This window comes from Ruegeria sp. YKSF57 (genome assembly GCF_059612585.1).
This window is the reverse complement of sequence record NZ_JBXWQW010000032.1, coordinates 1-14330: the sequence shown is the minus strand read 5'-3', so window position 1 is coordinate 14330 and position 14330 is coordinate 1. Positions and strand designations below refer to the sequence as shown.

Below are 14330 nucleotides of genomic sequence, written 5' to 3'. Positions count from 1 at the left end.
GGTTGCCCTTTGGGCCGTGCTTTGCTTTGTCTCGGCAGAGCATCCCCGGCCGCTCCGATTTATGGTCGCGACCGGGCAATCGGGAGGATCACCAGATGGCGAAAATTGCATTCCTTGGCCTCGGCGTCATGGGCTATCCCATGGCCGGGCATCTTCAAGCCGCGGGCCACGATGTCACCGTTTACAATCGCACACAGGCCAAGGCCGAGGCCTGGGTTGAGCAACACCACGGCGCGATGGCGTCGACGCCTGAAGAGGCCGCGCGCGGAGCCGAATTCGTGATGGCCTGCGTCGGCAATGACGACGACCTGCGCATGGTTTGCACGGGTGAGAACGGCGCGTTTCATGGCATGGCCCACGGCTCGGTATTTGTCGATCACACTACCGTATCAGCCAAAGTGACCCGCCAGCTGTACGAGGCAGGTCAGTCCAAAGGGATTGCCTTTGTGGATGCGCCTATTTCGGGTGGTCAGGCCGGGGCAGAAAACGGGGTTTTGTCGATCATGTGCGGTGGGGATCAGGCTGCCTTTGACCAGGCTGAGCCCGTGATGCAGATCTATGCCAGGATTTGCCGCCGCATCGGTGACAGCGGGGCCGGACAAATGACGAAGATGTGCAACCAGATTGCCATTGCCGGGCTAGTTCAAGGCCTGAGCGAGGCATTGCATTTCGCCGAAAAGGCGGGACTGGACGGGCGTGCGGTTGTCGAGGTGATCAGCCAGGGCGCGGCCGGGAGCTGGCAGATGTCAAACCGGTACGAGACGATGCTGGACGACCATTTCGACCACGGTTTCGCGGTTGACTGGATGCGCAAGGATTTGGGCATCTGCCTGAATACCGCCAACGAAACCGGGGCATCGCTTCCGGTCACCGCTTTGGTCGATCAGTTCTATAAGGATGTGCAAAAACTGGGCGGTGGCCGTTGGGATACCTCGTCACTGATCAAGCGCCTGCGCGCGCTGGATTAAGGCATCAGGTTTTGAAGAGAGGACACCGGAACCGATGAGCGGCGATACGGCATTCTGGGCCGAGGCCCTGCACAGGCATTGGGGCATTCAGGCAAAACTGACCCGTCTGGACGGCGAATTTGACCTGAACTTTCTGGCCGAAGGCATGAATGGGCAGGATCATGTTTTGAAAGTGATGCGTCCGGATTGCGATGCCGAATTGGTGGATCTGCAAATTAAAGCATTGGAGCATATCGGTTTTGAAGCGCCCGGCCTGCCCTTTCCGGGCGTCATACCGGCGCTCGACGACAAACGCCTTCCTGAAATCGCGGACAAAGACGGAAAACCGCGGCTTGTCTGGTTGATGGAAAGATTGCCTGGCCGTTGTTATGCGAAATCCGCTCCCAAACCCGAAGATCTGATCCTGAAACTCGGTCGCGTGCTGGGCGCGACGGACCGAGCACTTGCAAGCTTTGATCACGAAGGGCTTCGGCGCGAAGGCTTCAAATGGGATCTCATGCAGGCCGGATGGATTTCCAAACATCTCGACACAATTGGAGATCCGTCCCGACGAGCAATTCTTCTAGAAATATGTAGAGCTTTTGAAGCAGCTTCTTGCAAACTCGCCGATCTGCCGAAACAGGCCATTCACAACGATGCAAACGACTATAACGTTCTGGTCGAAGGCGAGTTGCATGAACGTCGGTCGATTTCGGGGCTGATCGATCTGGGCGACATGTGTGCGGCGCCAAAAGTTTGTGAGGTGGCGATTGCCGGGGCTTATGTGGTGCTGGACCATCCACACCCAGAACGAGCATTGTCTGCATTGGTTCGCGCATATCACGCCGCGAACCGGCTAAGCGCCACCGAAGTCGATCTGATCTGGCCGCTGCTCCGAACCCGGCTGGCGGTTTCGGTGGTGAACTCCTCACTGATGGCCGCTGAAAACCCCGACGATCCATACGTGACGATCAGTCAGGCCCCAGCGTGGCGGTTCCTGGAAAACACGGCCATTAATGGTGGCATGATGCCCGCGCACCTGCGCGTTGCCTGCGGCTTGCCGGTGACGGATGGGGCCGAACGCATTCATGCCTATCTTGAGGAACACCGGGGCGATTTCGCGGAATTGTTCGGACAGGATTTGTCACATGCGCCGATGGGGTCCCTTTCCGTCGAAAATTCGTTTTGGCCACAAAACCCGTTTCACATGCCACTGGAAGAAGCCGCCCGCGTGGGCGAAGAGTTTGGTACGGATATGTGGCTGGGCTATTACAACGAACCCCGGCTGATCTACGCCGATACCGCGTTCCGCAAAGGGCCGTGGAAAGCCAGCGACCGGCGCACGGTGCATTTGGCGGTGGACGTTTTCGCCCCGGCTGGCACGATCCTTTACGCGCCGATGAGCGGGCGCGTCGAAGCGGTTGAAAACCGAGATCATCACCTCGACTACGGCGGAGTGGTAATCCTGCATCACGAAACGCCTCAGGGCGATGCCTTCTATACCCTATACGGCCACCTCGACCCCGAGATTTGCGACCGCTTGAAACCGGGCGATCCGGTGGCTCAGGGTTCAGCCTTTGCCAAGCTCGGCGATGCCAGACAGAATGGCGGCTGGGCGCCGCATGTGCATTTCCAGCTGGCGCTGACCACGGCCGGAATGGAAAACGACTGGCCCGGCGTTGGCGATCCGGACGAGATGGACCTGTGGCACGCGGTTTGCCCGAACCCTGCGGCGCTGCTGAACCTGCCTGATGACAAGGTGTCTTATCGCCCGACCGACAAGGCCCAGGTTCTGGCCGAGCGGCAAGCACATTTCGGTGGCAACCTGTCACTGACCTACGACGATCCTGTCATGCTGGTGCGTGGCTGGAAACACCACTTGTTCGACGAATGGGGACGGCCTTATCTGGACGCCTATAACAATGTCCCCCATGTAGGGCATGCGCATCCCCGCGTTCAGGCGGCCGCGGCGGACCAACTCAGGCGGATGAACGCGAACACCCGCTATCTGCATCCGGCACAGATAGCATTTGCAAAAAAGGTTCTGTCCAAAATGCCGGACCACCTGGAGGTTTGCTTTTTCGTCAATTCCGGCACCGAAGCCAACGAACTGGCCTTGCGGTTGGCGCGCGCGCATACCGGCGCCAAGGGAATGGTAACGCCCAATCACGGTTATCACGGCAACACGACCGGTGCGATTGACATCTCGGCCTACAAGTTCAACAAGCCGGGCGGCGTGGGGCAAGCGGATTGGGTCGAATTGGTCGAAGTCGCGGATGACTATCGCGGATCATTCAAGCGGAACGATCCCGAGCGCGCCAAGAAATTTGCGGATCTCGTCGACCCGGCCATCGCTGCCTTGCAGGAGAAGGGCCATGGCGTAGCGGGGTTCATCGCCGAAACCTTCCCGTCAGTCGGCGGCCAGATCATTCCCCCCAAGGGATACCTTCCCGCTGTCTACCAGAAAATCCGCGCCGCCGGTGGGGTATGTATCGCGGACGAGGTTCAGACCGGTCTTGGCCGGTTGGGTGAGTTCTACTTCGGTTTTGAACATCAAGGAGCGCTGCCAGATATCGTGGTGTTGGGCAAACCCATCGGCAACGGGCACCCGCTGGGTGTTCTGGTCACGACCAAGGCAATTGCCGAAAGCTTTGACAACGGTATCGAGTTCTTTTCGACCTTTGGCGGGTCTACCCTGTCCTGTCTGATCGGCAAAGAGGTTCTGGACATCGTCGATGACGAAGGCTTGCAGGAAAACGCGCGCCTCATGGGCGAGCGCCTGATGACCGGTCTACGCCAGATTGATGCGGACTTCGCTTGTATCGGGGATGTACGGGGAATGGGCCTGTTCCTTGGCGTAGAATTAATCAACCCGGACGGGTCCGAAGGCACCGAGATCTGTAAATACGTCAAGAACCGGATGCGGGACCATCGGATTCTGATCGGCAGCGAAGGGCCAAAAGACAACATCCTGAAAATCCGTCCGCCGCTGACCATCGAGGCCGATGACGTTGACATGATCCTTTGGGCCTTACGCGTCGTTCTGGATGAGGTGGGAACCTTCACCCCGGCCCCTGCGTGCGATCACGGCCAGCATCACGCGGGATGCGGTTGTTGCTGATCAGAACCGGTCATCAATGCAGATGCCTGTTTTGGCAGGACAGGTTTCGGCAACCCTCAAAGTGAGTGTCCGCGACACGCCGCAAGGCCAGCCCGAGTTGTTCAGACAGAGCGACTAGGGCCGGTGCAACATCGGCTCTTACGATCAGCGAAGCGACCATAAGGGCGTCTTCCCTTGCCCCCTCCGAAGCAGCCCCGACCATATGGGCGAAACAGCTTTCGTCCGCCCCGAGACATTCGCATTCAATCTCATGCCGCACCAGCGGACGCCGACCATAATGTGCACAGAGCATACAAATCTGGTCCAGCGTCGCTGCCACCGATTGATCCTTTCCGGTTGAGATGGTCAAATCCGAGTTCTGACCGTCGCTCCTCGCTTGGTCTCGATCGCTCCATCGGCGCAGATACATGACCACCCTCGCTTCGATCGGACCCAAATCGGACAGCCGGCCAACCGCGGCCGCACCTCGCGAGATTTGGTTGCTCATTTCGTCAGGATCAGCTTGCCTGCGCGGGTGATGCGCAAGGTATAAAGCTGGTCTCCCAAGGCAATATGGGCGAGGTTTCCACCTGCGGTCAGATCTTCGGCTTTGTGAGCAGGTAGCACCTGAACAGCATAGCCTTGAGAGGGTGTCGGGTTTTGAACGTTCATCGCGTCATCTCCAGAGTCCGGGTCACGAATGCGTTCCACAAAACCGCTGGCGCGTCCGCGTCGCAGCGGCAATACCAGTAACATTCGCTTCCATTTTCATTGCTGGCTGACCCGAATTCCGGGGTGGCTACTGCTCTTGGGTTAATCTGATTATTTTAGTAAGGTAAGTCAAGCGGGGATTTCCAGTATCGGATCTCATCATGTTATTGTTATTCACGTTATTGAATGTAATTATGCGTTCAGGAGGATCCATCATGCTCATGACCCGCCGAACATTTCTAAAAGCAACCGCGGCCACAACCGCCTTGAGTACCAGACCAACCTGGGCCGCAACGGAAATCAGTCTGGGCCAGGCCCGGATCGTCAGCCTCAGCGACGGCCATCTGACTGTCCCGGCCGAGTTTTTCTTCGACGCCATGCCACAGGATCAATTGGCCCCGATTCTAAAAAAATACGGGTTGACCGGCGATCAGATAAAGCCCCCCTGCAACGTGACGCTGCTCCAAACCGGAAACAGGAATATCCTGTTTGACGTGGGCGCTGGCCCTGGATTTCAGGATGGTGCCGGCAAGCTGCCAGAGGCGCTGCGTGCAATCGACCTAACCCCCGAAGACATCACGGATGTTATCTTCACCCATGGTCATGCCGATCACCTGTGGGGCGCTCTGGATGACTTTGACGAACCATTCTTCATCAACGCACGACACATGATGGGGAAGGCCGAATGGGACTATTGGTGGAACCCGAATACTGTCAATGAAATCGGTGCCGCACGTCAGACCATGGCAGTTGGAGCAAAACGCCGGTTGGATGTGCTTGAAGACCGCATCGAGCTTTTTGATGATGGAGAGGAGATCCTTTCTGGCGTCGCTGCGCGCGCAACCCCTGGCCATACGCTAGGCCATATGTCATTCGAACTGCGCAGTGGGTCTGAATCCCTGATGATCGTTGGCGATGCGCTCATTAACTTTCACGTCGCATTCGAGCGGCCTGATTGGCACTCCGGTTCGGACCACGATCAGGAAATGGCCGCCGCGACACGTGTGCAACTTCTGGACCAGCTGGCCTCGCAGCACACCCGGATCATTGGGTTTCATCTCAGTCATGGCGGCATCGGGCATGTTGATCGAAGCGGCGATGCCTATCATTTTGTTCCGCTGAACTCATAGCCAAAACTAAGACGACATTCTGTTTCCGGTGGATTTTCTGGCGCGGCGCTGTCACTGGTAGGCTCGACAAGACCGGAGATGTCATGACCACATCCATCGTATTCGACCTTGACGGCACCCTGATTGACAGTGCGCCGGATATCGCGGCGGCGGTCAACCAGATGCTTGAGGCAGAGTGCGTTGCGCCACTTGACCTGGCAACGGTAATTGGCTTCACCGGGAACGGCCTGCCTCATCTGGTAAAAATGGTGATCCATCACTGCGCCTTGGATATTGCCTCTCATCCTCGGCTTACACAGGTAACACTGGATCACTACAAAGCCGCGCCAAGCGAAATGACCGTTTTATATCCTGGCGTCAGGGACGCTTTGCAAGCGCTGAAATCCCGTGGACACGCCCTTGGCATCTGCACCAACAAACCTGAAGGCGCGGCCCGGCTGGTTCTGGATGACCTGGGGTTGGCCCCATACTTCGATGTGGTCGTCGGAGGCGATACCCTGAATGTTCGCAAGCCCGACCCAGCCGCCCTTTGGGCGGCATTCGATGCCTTGCCCAACGGCCCGCACCTTTATGTCGGTGACAGCGAAGTGGATGCCGAGACCGCGCTACGCGCCGAAGTGCCGTTCTTTCTATTCACCCAAGGCTATAGCAAACGTCCTGCCGAAGAACTGCCGCATTCTGCGCGCTACGACCACAGCAGCCATTTGCCGGAACTGGTCGAAAGGCACTTGGTCGCCCTCGCAAAATAGTCTCGTCAGACGACAAGTAAGCGCCAGGCCTCGATCAAACCCTGCAGCGTCATGCGCGCCTCATCCGCCAGTGCCGCCGGCGCGCCCTGTGCCGTCAGAGCTTCCACATACAGGCTGGCCAGAGGATCGTCACCGATCACCGCCAGTTGTTGACCCAGCCAGAAAGGGCGCGCGGCGGCCAGTTCAGCCCCGATCAGGGCGCCGAAAATACGGGCGCGGGCCGCCTCGGGCTCCAACCCGTTCATGACACCATCGGCATGAACGCCATAGAGGCGTGCCAAAATGCGTTCGGGTTTGGCAATGGCATCCTCAAGCGCGGCGATGAAAGCTGGCCGATCGAACCCCTCTGTCATCAGCGCCAAAGTCGTGGCCGGGACATGCTTCAGGACCGAAAGCATAGAGCCGGTGAGAAAAGTCTGGAAACTGACAACCTCTCCGGCACTGACATGCACCCATCGACTTTGCTGTCCGGTCAGACACACAACCCCGTCCCAGTCCTTGTTGAGCGCCAGAAATCCCGCCACGCGGGTTTCGTCTCCCGTCATCATGTCTGGCGGCGTGGACTGTCGTATTCCCGGCACCATATGCAGGTTCACCCGGTCGTCGCCCAAAGAAACCGCCCAAGTCCCATCGGAGAAGGGTCTACAGGGAACCGCCGGGCCCAACGGCCCGAGCGCGCCGCAGGTCACCACCGGAACAGTGCCCTGCCCCAACCAAGGAAAGACAAGATCGATCAAGGCGTCTCTGTCAGTTTTTTCGACACCTTGCTGCTCAACCCGGTCCAACACATCCGAACCACGCATGGCCCAGGCCCGCTGGAGGGTCTGGCCCCAATCCACCGCAATCCATTCGGGCACCATCCGGTTTTCTCCGTTCCGATCCAGGTTTGAACCGTTCTAGGCCAGCAAGTCACCCGATGCCATCCCCGGGCTTATTCGGAAACGGTGTTTTCCGTTCCTTCCGCACCGGAAAACACGACCAGAACGCGCGCAATATCCGCGCCCGTATTGGTGCCTTCGTGTGGCGATCCGAATGCTTCGACCAGCGCATCGCCCTGATTGTAGGTTCTGATGCCGGCGTCGCCGTAATCCACCGTCAACTCACCTTCCAGCATGTAGCCCGTCAGAGGCGCCTCATGCCGGTGCAATCCGGTTTTCTGCCCCGGCTGCATGGTGACGATTGCAACCGTGATCTGCGGTGTTCCTTCAGGATATTGCAGAGGCTCCCCCAGAACAGAAGTTTCCGTTTGCAGCAACAGCTGCACCGGCGGATAGGTGTCCTTGGCCCAGACACCAGACGCCGTTGCGCCGATCAGCAAAACAGTGGGCAGTATGGATTTCATGTCGAATCTCCTGTTCGAGCTATGAAGGTCGCCGTGTGAAAGGTGCGACATTGGCTAGGGATAGGATAATGGCAATCCCAGCAACTCGTCGAGTTGCCGCGCAATCCAGCCATGCGGGATGAAATGCCCGCCGGGATGAGTGTCAAGCGTCACCCGCCCCCCGTCGCAATCATTCCACGCCACGCGCGAAAGTTTCAAATACGGCACCACCTGCCAATCACCCTGCGGCGTTGCCTCGTGACACCCGTTGCGTTGCCGCCAAAGGGCTACCGGATAGGTCGTGTCGCCGCCGGGGCCAAAGGGAAAGCTCATCACCGTATCGTCAAGGCCATGCACATGGCGCACCTCGGCTGGCCCTTGCGGGCAGTCCTCGGTCTGGTTCAACGTGCCTGCGATGGCAAGCAGGGCGGCAACGTGATTGCCCGACTGGCAGACATAGCGCCACGCCATGGCCGAGCCAAAGGAATAGCCCGAGACATAGATGCGGTCGAGGTCGATGGGATAGGTCTTGGCCACATCTTCCAGAACCCTGTTGGCAAAGGCCACATCGTCGGTGTCAGAGGTCCAGAAATCCCAGGTCTTGCGCCGCCCGTTGGGCGCAACCAGCAGGACCCCGCGCTTGCGGGTGGCGCTGGCGATACGCTGGTGATTGACCACCACGGTGCCCTGCCGCGCCCAGCCGTGGAAATGCAGCAGCACCGGCAGAGGCGTCTGCCTGTCCCAGCCGTCAGGTTCAAGCACGTGATACGAGCGGTCACCGAGATCACAGGCGGTATCGCCGTGGCATTCGGATTTCCAGGGCCCCATGGCAAAGGCGGGCGTGGTCATCAGCAGGAGAAGGCAGAACAATCGACGGATCATGTGCCCGACCCTAACGCGACAATCCGCCCTGTCACTTAACATATCGGTGTAGTCCGAACGTAGGCCGGGCTTCAGCCCGGCACCCACCCATCGCACATGGCGGGCTGAAGCCCGCCCTACATCAGTTAAAACATCAAACCGGGCCATCGCCAGATCGCGGGATGGCAATCAAACCTTGAGCTGGGCAGTTTATGGTCGTCAATTTTGTGTGTCGTTGAAACTGGGCACCTGCGGAGACAAATCGCCAGCCCGTCCGGGCGGTCTCGCGATGGCGCGGCGGCCTATCGGCCTTTGCGCCGCGCCTACTTTTTGAAGCGATCAATGAGTTTTTTGGTTTTCCGCAACTGCGATTGTTGATCGCGCACGGTTTGGTCCCGTTTTTCCCAGACGCGGTGGTGTGCCAGCATGAAGAGCCCGTGAAATGGCGTCGCAGCAAGCAGAATAAGGATGCTCATCCATCCGGGAAGGAAACTTGCGAACCCGCAAAACACCAAAAACCATCCAAAAAGCAGAGCGAATCCGACCCATCGATGATTGCGCCCGGAAAACGCAAAACACCAGTCGTAATATTTAGAGAGATATACTCCCAGAAAATACACCTACCGACTCAAACCACCATGCAGGTTCGGCATATCCAGCGCCGCGAACCCATAGTGGCGCAGCCAGCGCAGGTCGGAATCAAAGAACGCCCGCAAATCCGGAATACCGTATTTCAGCATCGCCAGACGGTCGATGCCGATGCCAAAGGCAAAACCCTGATAAACCTCAGGGTCGATCCCACCGGCGGCGATCACCTTGGGGTGGACCATGCCGGAACCCAGAATTTCCATCCAGTCGTCGCCCTCGCCGATCTTCAGCTGGCCGTTATTCCACGAACAGCGGATATCGACCTCGGCCGACGGCTCGGTGAACGGGAAGTGCGAGGCACGGAAGCGCAGTTCGACGTCGTCGACCTCGAAGAAGGCTTTGACGAACTCTTCCAACACCCATTTCAGGTTCGCCATCGAGATGTCCTTGTCGATGGCCAACCCCTCGACCTGATGGAACATCGGCGTGTGGGTCTGGTCATAGTCGGCGCGGTACACACCGCCCGGACAGATCACGCGGATCGGCGCACCCTGCAGTTCCATCGACCGGATCTGCACCGGTGAGGTATGGGTGCGCAGCACGTGTGGCGGGCGGTTGTCACCCTCGGCACGGTGCATATAGAACGTGTCCATCTCGGCCCGTGCAGGGTGGTGGCCGGGGATGTTCAAAGCGTCAAAGTTGTGCCAGTCGGTTTCGATCCGGGGCCCTTCAGCGACCGAGAAACCAAGCTCGGCAAAAATCGCGGTCAGTTCCTCACTGGCCTGACTGACCGGGTGCAGCGTGCCCTGACGGCGCGGGCGCGTGGTCAGGGTGACGTCCAGCCATTCGGTACGCAAACGCTCATCCAGTGCAGCATCCGCCAATGCTGCCTTCTTGGCGGCCAGCGCCGAGTTGATTTCGTCCTTCAGCGCGTTCAGCGCTGGGCCTGCGACCTGACGTTCTTCGGGCGTCATCTTGCCCAATTCGCGCATCTTCAGCGCCACTTCGCCCTTTTTGCCCACGGCGGCGACACGGATCGCCTCCAGCGCGGTTTCGTCGCCTGCCTCGGCAATCTGCCCCAGATACTTTACCTTAAGATCGTCCATGACGGTCCCCTGAATTTGGTCCAGAACCTGCTATCGGCCAATGGCGCTGAATGCAAGACAAGCGCGGTATCGCAAGGCACATTCCGGCAAATCGGGCCGGGTTGGCCATAGCTGGCCTGATGCACGAAACCCTCAGTGGTGCGCCATAGTGGACGCGCCAGCCCGACACAGGGTGAAATTTCCACCCGTTTCAGGCAAACTTGCATCCGACAGCTCGAAAGCGACGGTGCTGAAATGCTGGAATACGGAATTGCCATAAAGAACGCGACCGGAGGCGGCGGCGGGTCAAAAGGGTTTGATCTGTCGGGGCTGATGGAGTCTGTCACCTCGGACCCGACGGCACTTGTGATCGGCGGAGCAGTTGCAGCCGCAGTTCTCTGGTTTCTTCTGAGCTGATCCGCTGAACCTTTCCCGGCTCAATAACGAAAAAGGCCACCCCCAAAAAGGAGCGGCCCTATTCACTGTCTCTCAAAAGAGGGTCAGGCAGCCAGAGCAGCCTGTGCCTTGGCGACGATCGCGCCGAACGCTTCCGGTTCGTGCACGGCCAGGTCGGCCAGGACTTTGCGGTCCACTTCGATGCCGGCCAGGTTCAGGCCGTTGATGAAGCGGGAATAGGTCAGAGCCTCGTCATGGCTGCGCACAGCAGCGTTGATCCGCTGGATCCACAGCGCGCGGAAGTTGCGCTTGCGGTTCTTGCGGTCGCGGGTTGCGTACTGGTTGGCCTTGTCGACGGCCTGACGGGCAACCTTGAAGGTGCTCTTGCGGCGGCCATAGTAACCTTTGGCGGCCTTGATGACCTTCTTGTGACGGGCGTGAGTTACGGTTCCACCTTTAACGCGGGACATCTCTCAAATCTCCTCTTAGCGGTCGTAGGGCATGTAGCCCTTGACGATCTTGGCGTCGGGGGCGGACAGGGTGGTGGTGCCACGGGCATTGCGGATGAATTTCTTGTGCCGCTTGATCATGCCATGACGCTTGCCGGCCTGGGCCGTCAGGACCTTACCGGTCGCAGTCACCTTGAAGCGCTTCTTGGCGCTCGACTTGGTCTTCATCTTGGGCATTTCCGTCTCCTTCATTCGGGTTCGGTCTTGACGCGACTCGGCATGCCACATCGGCCGGTCGCGCGGTCAGAGGCGCCGTTTACGCAAGTCCGCGCAAACTGGCAAGGGGTTTCGCGCATTTTCAGGCGCGAAAACTCCGAAAACGCGCTTAGCCCGGATCGGTATTATAGATCAAGCGTTCATCGCAGGGGGCAACGCGCAGGATGTTGGTCGTACCGGGGACGTTGAATGGCACACCCGCCGTTACTACGATCTGATCGGTTTCCGTTGCGAAACCGCCAGCGCGGGCGGCACGGGCCGCGTTGACGACGGCACTCTTGAACCGCTCCAACTCGGGCGTCATCACGCAGTTGCAGCCCCAGCTCAGGCACAGGCGCCGCGCGGTTCCGACCAACGAAGTCATGGCGATGATCGGCACGCCGGGACGCTCGCGCGCGGTCAGCAACGCTGTTGTGCCGCTTTGAGTGAAACAGCAGATCGCCTTGATATCGGTCTTTTCCGCAATCTCGCGCGCGGCGGCGACAATGCCGTCGGCGATGGTCGTGCCCTTGGCGCTGCGGGAGGCATTGATGATCTGCGAATAGGTCGGATCGGCCTCGACTTCGATCGCTACCTTGTTCATCGTCTGAACCGCCTCAATCGGATAGCTTCCGGCCGCCGATTCCGCACTGAGCATGATGGCGTCGGTCCCTTCGTAAATCGCGGTTGCCACATCGGAGACCTCCGCTCGGGTCGGCATCGGGCTTTCGATCATGCTTTCGAGCATCTGGGTCGCCACGATCACCGGTTTGGCCGCAGCCCTGCATTTTCGCACCAGGCGCTTCTGAATCGGCGGCACCGCCGACACCGGCAACTCCACCCCCAAATCACCGCGCGCCACCATGATCCCATCCGAGGCATCCAGGATTTCGTCAAACGCCTCGACCGCCGCAGGTTTTTCGATCTTTGACAGTATGGCGGCGCGACCGTCAGCAAGTGCGCGGGCCTCGAAGACATCCTTGGAGCGCTGAACAAAGCTCAACGCCAGCCAATCCACCCCCAACTGACAGGCGAATTCCAGATCAGCCCGGTCTTTTTCAGACAGCGCCGCAAGTGGCAGCACTACGTCCGGCACGTTCACGCCCTTGCGATTCGAGATTGTGCCCCCGGTTTCAATCGTACAATCGGCAAATTCGCGGCCACAACGGTCCACAACCAGTCGAATCTTACCATCGTTGACCAACAGATGCGCGCCGGGTTCCAAAGCCTCAAAAATTTCTGGATGCGGCAGGCAAACCCGGGTTGCGTCCCCTGCTGCCTGGTCCAGATCCAGCCGGAATGTGGCGCCTTCCTCCAATTCTACCACATCCTTGGCGAACACGCCCACACGCAGTTTCGGCCCTTGCAGGTCAGCCAAAATCGCAATCGGGCTGTCCAGATCCTTTTCCACCTGCCGGATGATCCGGTGTTTTTCGCGAATCTCGTCATGGGTTCCATGGCTCATGTTCAGCCGGAATACGTCGGCGCCTGCCTCGTGCAGCGCGCGGATCATCTCGTAAGTGTCGGACGCCGGACCCAGCGTCGCCACGATTTTTACATTTCTCAGGCGTCGCATCGACCTTGCTCTCCTTAATTCGGCTTTCTGTTATCGCAAACAGTGATCGGCTCGCTTATCGCGCAATTCCCTTTCTCAGGCAACTGCCCTACACCTGCGACAAACAAGATGACAGGCTGATGACATACACCCCTTTTTTCATACATGGCGAGGACCGCCCGTCCCGCTGGCTGATTACCTGCGATCATGCAACCAACATGGTTCCTCCCGCCATCAACGGCGGCGATCTGGGGCTGCCGCGTGAGGATATGGAGCGCCATATCGCCTATGATGTGGGTGCCTATGAGGTGTCGAAACACTTGGGTGAAATCCTGAACGCACCGGTGATCGCCGCCAACTTTTCTCGCCTTGTAATCGATCCAAACCGGGGCGAGGACGATCCGACCTTGCTGATGAAACTCTATGACGGCTCGATCATCCCCGGCAACCGCCACGCCGATGCCGAAGAACGAGAAAAACGGTTGGACCTTTGCTATCGCCCCTACCACGACGCGCTTGGGCGGATGGCGGCACTGCCACATGCGGTCATTGTGTCGATGCATTCCTTTACCCGGCAACTGCGGGGCCGGGACCCGCGCCCTTGGCATATCGGCGTTCTGCATACCGAGGATGAGAGGTTTTCTCGCCCCCTGATCAATCACCTGCAGGCAGAGCCAGACCTGTGTATCGGTATCAACGAGCCCTATACCGGGATCTTGTCGGGAGACGCGATTGACAAGCACTGCACCGCACACAATCGCCCTAACGCACTGATCGAGATCAGGAATGATCTGATTGCCGATCACGCAGGACAACGCGCTTGGGCCGAAAGGCTGGCCCCCATTCTCGAAGGGGCGCTTCACGACAGCGGTGTGTGAGCCTCTCGCGCTAGTCGAACTGGACGATTACCGCTTCAAAATCTTCTTCGCCCATTACGCAGGTGTGGTGGCCCTTGCCGTGACGATCCTCCATGTGCCAGACGTCTCCGGGGCCAATGTCGCGTGTTTCGCCATCACTCGCTGCGACCCGGACTGTTCCGGCCAGACAGATCAGCTTTTGCCGCACCGGACTGACGTGGACCGGCTCATCCCAGCCCGCCCGGAGTCTTAGAAACAACATCTGTCGCGCACGTTCTGGGGCAGATATTTCAATGCTTTTGGCTGGCGGAGCAAAAGCCTTCTCC

16 protein-coding genes are annotated in these 14330 nt (G+C 58.8%); 6 read left to right on the top strand and 10 right to left on the bottom strand.

Annotated elements, in window-relative coordinates; translation table 11 throughout:
• Window positions 1-95: 95 nt before the first annotated feature.
• Together AC2FLX_RS14445 and AC2FLX_RS14440 are read left to right on the top strand one after the other, a co-directional pair.
• A complete protein-coding gene (locus AC2FLX_RS14445) occupies window positions 96-968 on the top strand; it encodes an NAD(P)-dependent oxidoreductase (RefSeq protein ID WP_496811448.1) in 873 nt (290 codons plus the stop codon).
• A 34-nt stretch (window positions 969-1002) separates the two neighbouring features.
• Window positions 1003-4068 (top strand): aminotransferase class III-fold pyridoxal phosphate-dependent enzyme, encoded by a 3066-nt coding sequence (locus AC2FLX_RS14440; protein ID WP_496811449.1) that lies wholly within the window; start codon window positions 1003-1005, stop codon window positions 4066-4068.
• Window positions 4069-4551: 483 nt separating this feature from the next.
• Here the strand turns inward: AC2FLX_RS14440 and hemP are convergent, their stop codons facing one another.
• Window positions 4552-4719 (bottom strand): hemin uptake protein HemP, encoded by a 168-nt coding sequence (gene hemP, locus AC2FLX_RS14435; RefSeq protein WP_480751512.1) that lies wholly within the window; start codon window positions 4717-4719, stop codon window positions 4552-4554.
• A 260-nt stretch (window positions 4720-4979) separates the two neighbouring features.
• On the opposite strand from hemP, the gene AC2FLX_RS14430 reads away from it, so the two are divergent.
• Both AC2FLX_RS14430 and gph read left to right on the top strand, forming a co-directional pair.
• Window positions 4980-5888, top strand: a complete 909-nt coding sequence (locus AC2FLX_RS14430) for an MBL fold metallo-hydrolase (protein ID WP_496875452.1) — start codon at window positions 4980-4982, stop codon at window positions 5886-5888.
• A gap of 83 nt (window positions 5889-5971) precedes the next feature.
• Window positions 5972-6637 carry a phosphoglycolate phosphatase gene (gph, locus tag AC2FLX_RS14425; protein ID WP_496811457.1) on the top strand — a complete coding sequence of 222 codons (666 nt, stop codon included), beginning with the start codon at window positions 5972-5974 and terminating at the stop codon, window positions 6635-6637.
• A 5-nt stretch (window positions 6638-6642) separates the two neighbouring features.
• On the opposite strand, the gene AC2FLX_RS14420 is transcribed toward gph, so the two are convergent.
• From AC2FLX_RS14420 to pheS, 5 genes are all read right to left on the bottom strand, one after another.
• Window positions 6643-7497: a 2-dehydro-3-deoxygalactonokinase gene (locus AC2FLX_RS14420; RefSeq protein ID WP_480751508.1), complete on the bottom strand. Its 855-nt coding sequence runs from the start codon at window positions 7495-7497 to the stop codon at window positions 6643-6645.
• A gap of 71 nt (window positions 7498-7568) precedes the next feature.
• Window positions 7569-7979 (bottom strand): cupin domain-containing protein, encoded by a 411-nt coding sequence (locus tag AC2FLX_RS14415; RefSeq protein ID WP_480751506.1) that lies wholly within the window; start codon window positions 7977-7979, stop codon window positions 7569-7571.
• A gap of 54 nt (window positions 7980-8033) precedes the next feature.
• A complete protein-coding gene (locus tag AC2FLX_RS14410; RefSeq protein ID WP_496811458.1) occupies window positions 8034-8840 on the bottom strand; it encodes a CE1 family esterase in 807 nt (268 codons plus the stop codon).
• 302 nt (window positions 8841-9142) lie between these two features.
• Window positions 9143-9439 (bottom strand): hypothetical protein, encoded by a 297-nt coding sequence (locus AC2FLX_RS14405; RefSeq protein WP_496748503.1) that lies wholly within the window; start codon window positions 9437-9439, stop codon window positions 9143-9145.
• Window positions 9440-10513 (bottom strand): phenylalanine--tRNA ligase subunit alpha, encoded by a 1074-nt coding sequence (gene pheS, locus AC2FLX_RS14400; protein ID WP_496811459.1) that lies wholly within the window; start codon window positions 10511-10513, stop codon window positions 9440-9442.
• A gap of 234 nt (window positions 10514-10747) precedes the next feature.
• On the opposite strand from pheS, the gene AC2FLX_RS14395 reads away from it, so the two are divergent.
• Window positions 10748-10909 carry a hypothetical protein gene (locus tag AC2FLX_RS14395; protein WP_480751500.1) on the top strand — a complete coding sequence of 54 codons (162 nt, stop codon included), beginning with the start codon at window positions 10748-10750 and terminating at the stop codon, window positions 10907-10909.
• An 83-nt stretch (window positions 10910-10992) separates the two neighbouring features.
• Here AC2FLX_RS14395 and rplT read toward each other — a convergent pair whose 3' ends face one another.
• The 3 genes from rplT to pyk form a co-directional block, all read right to left on the bottom strand.
• Window positions 10993-11358: a 50S ribosomal protein L20 gene (gene rplT, locus AC2FLX_RS14390; RefSeq protein ID WP_008756009.1), complete on the bottom strand. Its 366-nt coding sequence runs from the start codon at window positions 11356-11358 to the stop codon at window positions 10993-10995.
• 15 nt (window positions 11359-11373) lie between these two features.
• Entirely contained in the window at window positions 11374-11574 is a 201-nt protein-coding gene (gene rpmI / locus AC2FLX_RS14385; protein WP_480751499.1) for a 50S ribosomal protein L35, read from the bottom strand.
• A 148-nt stretch (window positions 11575-11722) separates the two neighbouring features.
• Window positions 11723-13168, bottom strand: a complete 1446-nt coding sequence (gene pyk, locus AC2FLX_RS14380; protein WP_496807807.1) for a pyruvate kinase — start codon at window positions 13166-13168, stop codon at window positions 11723-11725.
• 119 nt (window positions 13169-13287) lie between these two features.
• Between pyk and AC2FLX_RS14375 the strand changes: the two genes are divergently transcribed.
• Entirely contained in the window at window positions 13288-14025 is a 738-nt protein-coding gene (locus AC2FLX_RS14375) for an N-formylglutamate amidohydrolase (protein WP_496811247.1), read from the top strand.
• A 10-nt stretch (window positions 14026-14035) separates the two neighbouring features.
• On the opposite strand, the gene AC2FLX_RS14370 is transcribed toward AC2FLX_RS14375, so the two are convergent.
• Window positions 14036-14330: cupin domain-containing protein (locus AC2FLX_RS14370; protein WP_496875451.1), on the bottom strand; the 295-nt coding region annotated here is incomplete at its 5' end.

Coding starts and splice junctions, on each gene's coding strand:
- AC2FLX_RS14445 (WP_496811448.1), top strand. CDS start 96: ATGGCGAAAATTGCATTCCTTGGCCTCGGCGTCATGGGCTATCCCATG.
- pyk (WP_496807807.1), bottom strand. CDS start 13,168: ATGCGACGCCTGAGAAATGTAAAAATCGTGGCGACGCTGGGTCCGGCG.
- AC2FLX_RS14395 (WP_480751500.1), top strand. CDS start 10,748: ATGCTGGAATACGGAATTGCCATAAAGAACGCGACCGGAGGCGGCGGC.
- AC2FLX_RS14375 (WP_496811247.1), top strand. CDS start 13,288: ATGACATACACCCCTTTTTTCATACATGGCGAGGACCGCCCGTCCCGC.
- hemP (WP_480751512.1), bottom strand. CDS start 4,719: ATGAACGTTCAAAACCCGACACCCTCTCAAGGCTATGCTGTTCAGGTG.
- rplT (WP_008756009.1), bottom strand. CDS start 11,358: ATGTCCCGCGTTAAAGGTGGAACCGTAACTCACGCCCGTCACAAGAAG.
- AC2FLX_RS14430 (WP_496875452.1), top strand. CDS start 4,980: ATGACCCGCCGAACATTTCTAAAAGCAACCGCGGCCACAACCGCCTTG.
- gph (WP_496811457.1), top strand. CDS start 5,972: ATGACCACATCCATCGTATTCGACCTTGACGGCACCCTGATTGACAGT.
- pheS (WP_496811459.1), bottom strand. CDS start 10,513: ATGGACGATCTTAAGGTAAAGTATCTGGGGCAGATTGCCGAGGCAGGC.
- AC2FLX_RS14410 (WP_496811458.1), bottom strand. CDS start 8,840: ATGATCCGTCGATTGTTCTGCCTTCTCCTGCTGATGACCACGCCCGCC.
- AC2FLX_RS14440 (WP_496811449.1), top strand. CDS start 1,003: ATGAGCGGCGATACGGCATTCTGGGCCGAGGCCCTGCACAGGCATTGG.
- AC2FLX_RS14415 (WP_480751506.1), bottom strand. CDS start 7,979: ATGAAATCCATACTGCCCACTGTTTTGCTGATCGGCGCAACGGCGTCT.
- rpmI (WP_480751499.1), bottom strand. CDS start 11,574: ATGCCCAAGATGAAGACCAAGTCGAGCGCCAAGAAGCGCTTCAAGGTG.
- AC2FLX_RS14420 (WP_480751508.1), bottom strand. CDS start 7,497: ATGGTGCCCGAATGGATTGCGGTGGATTGGGGCCAGACCCTCCAGCGG.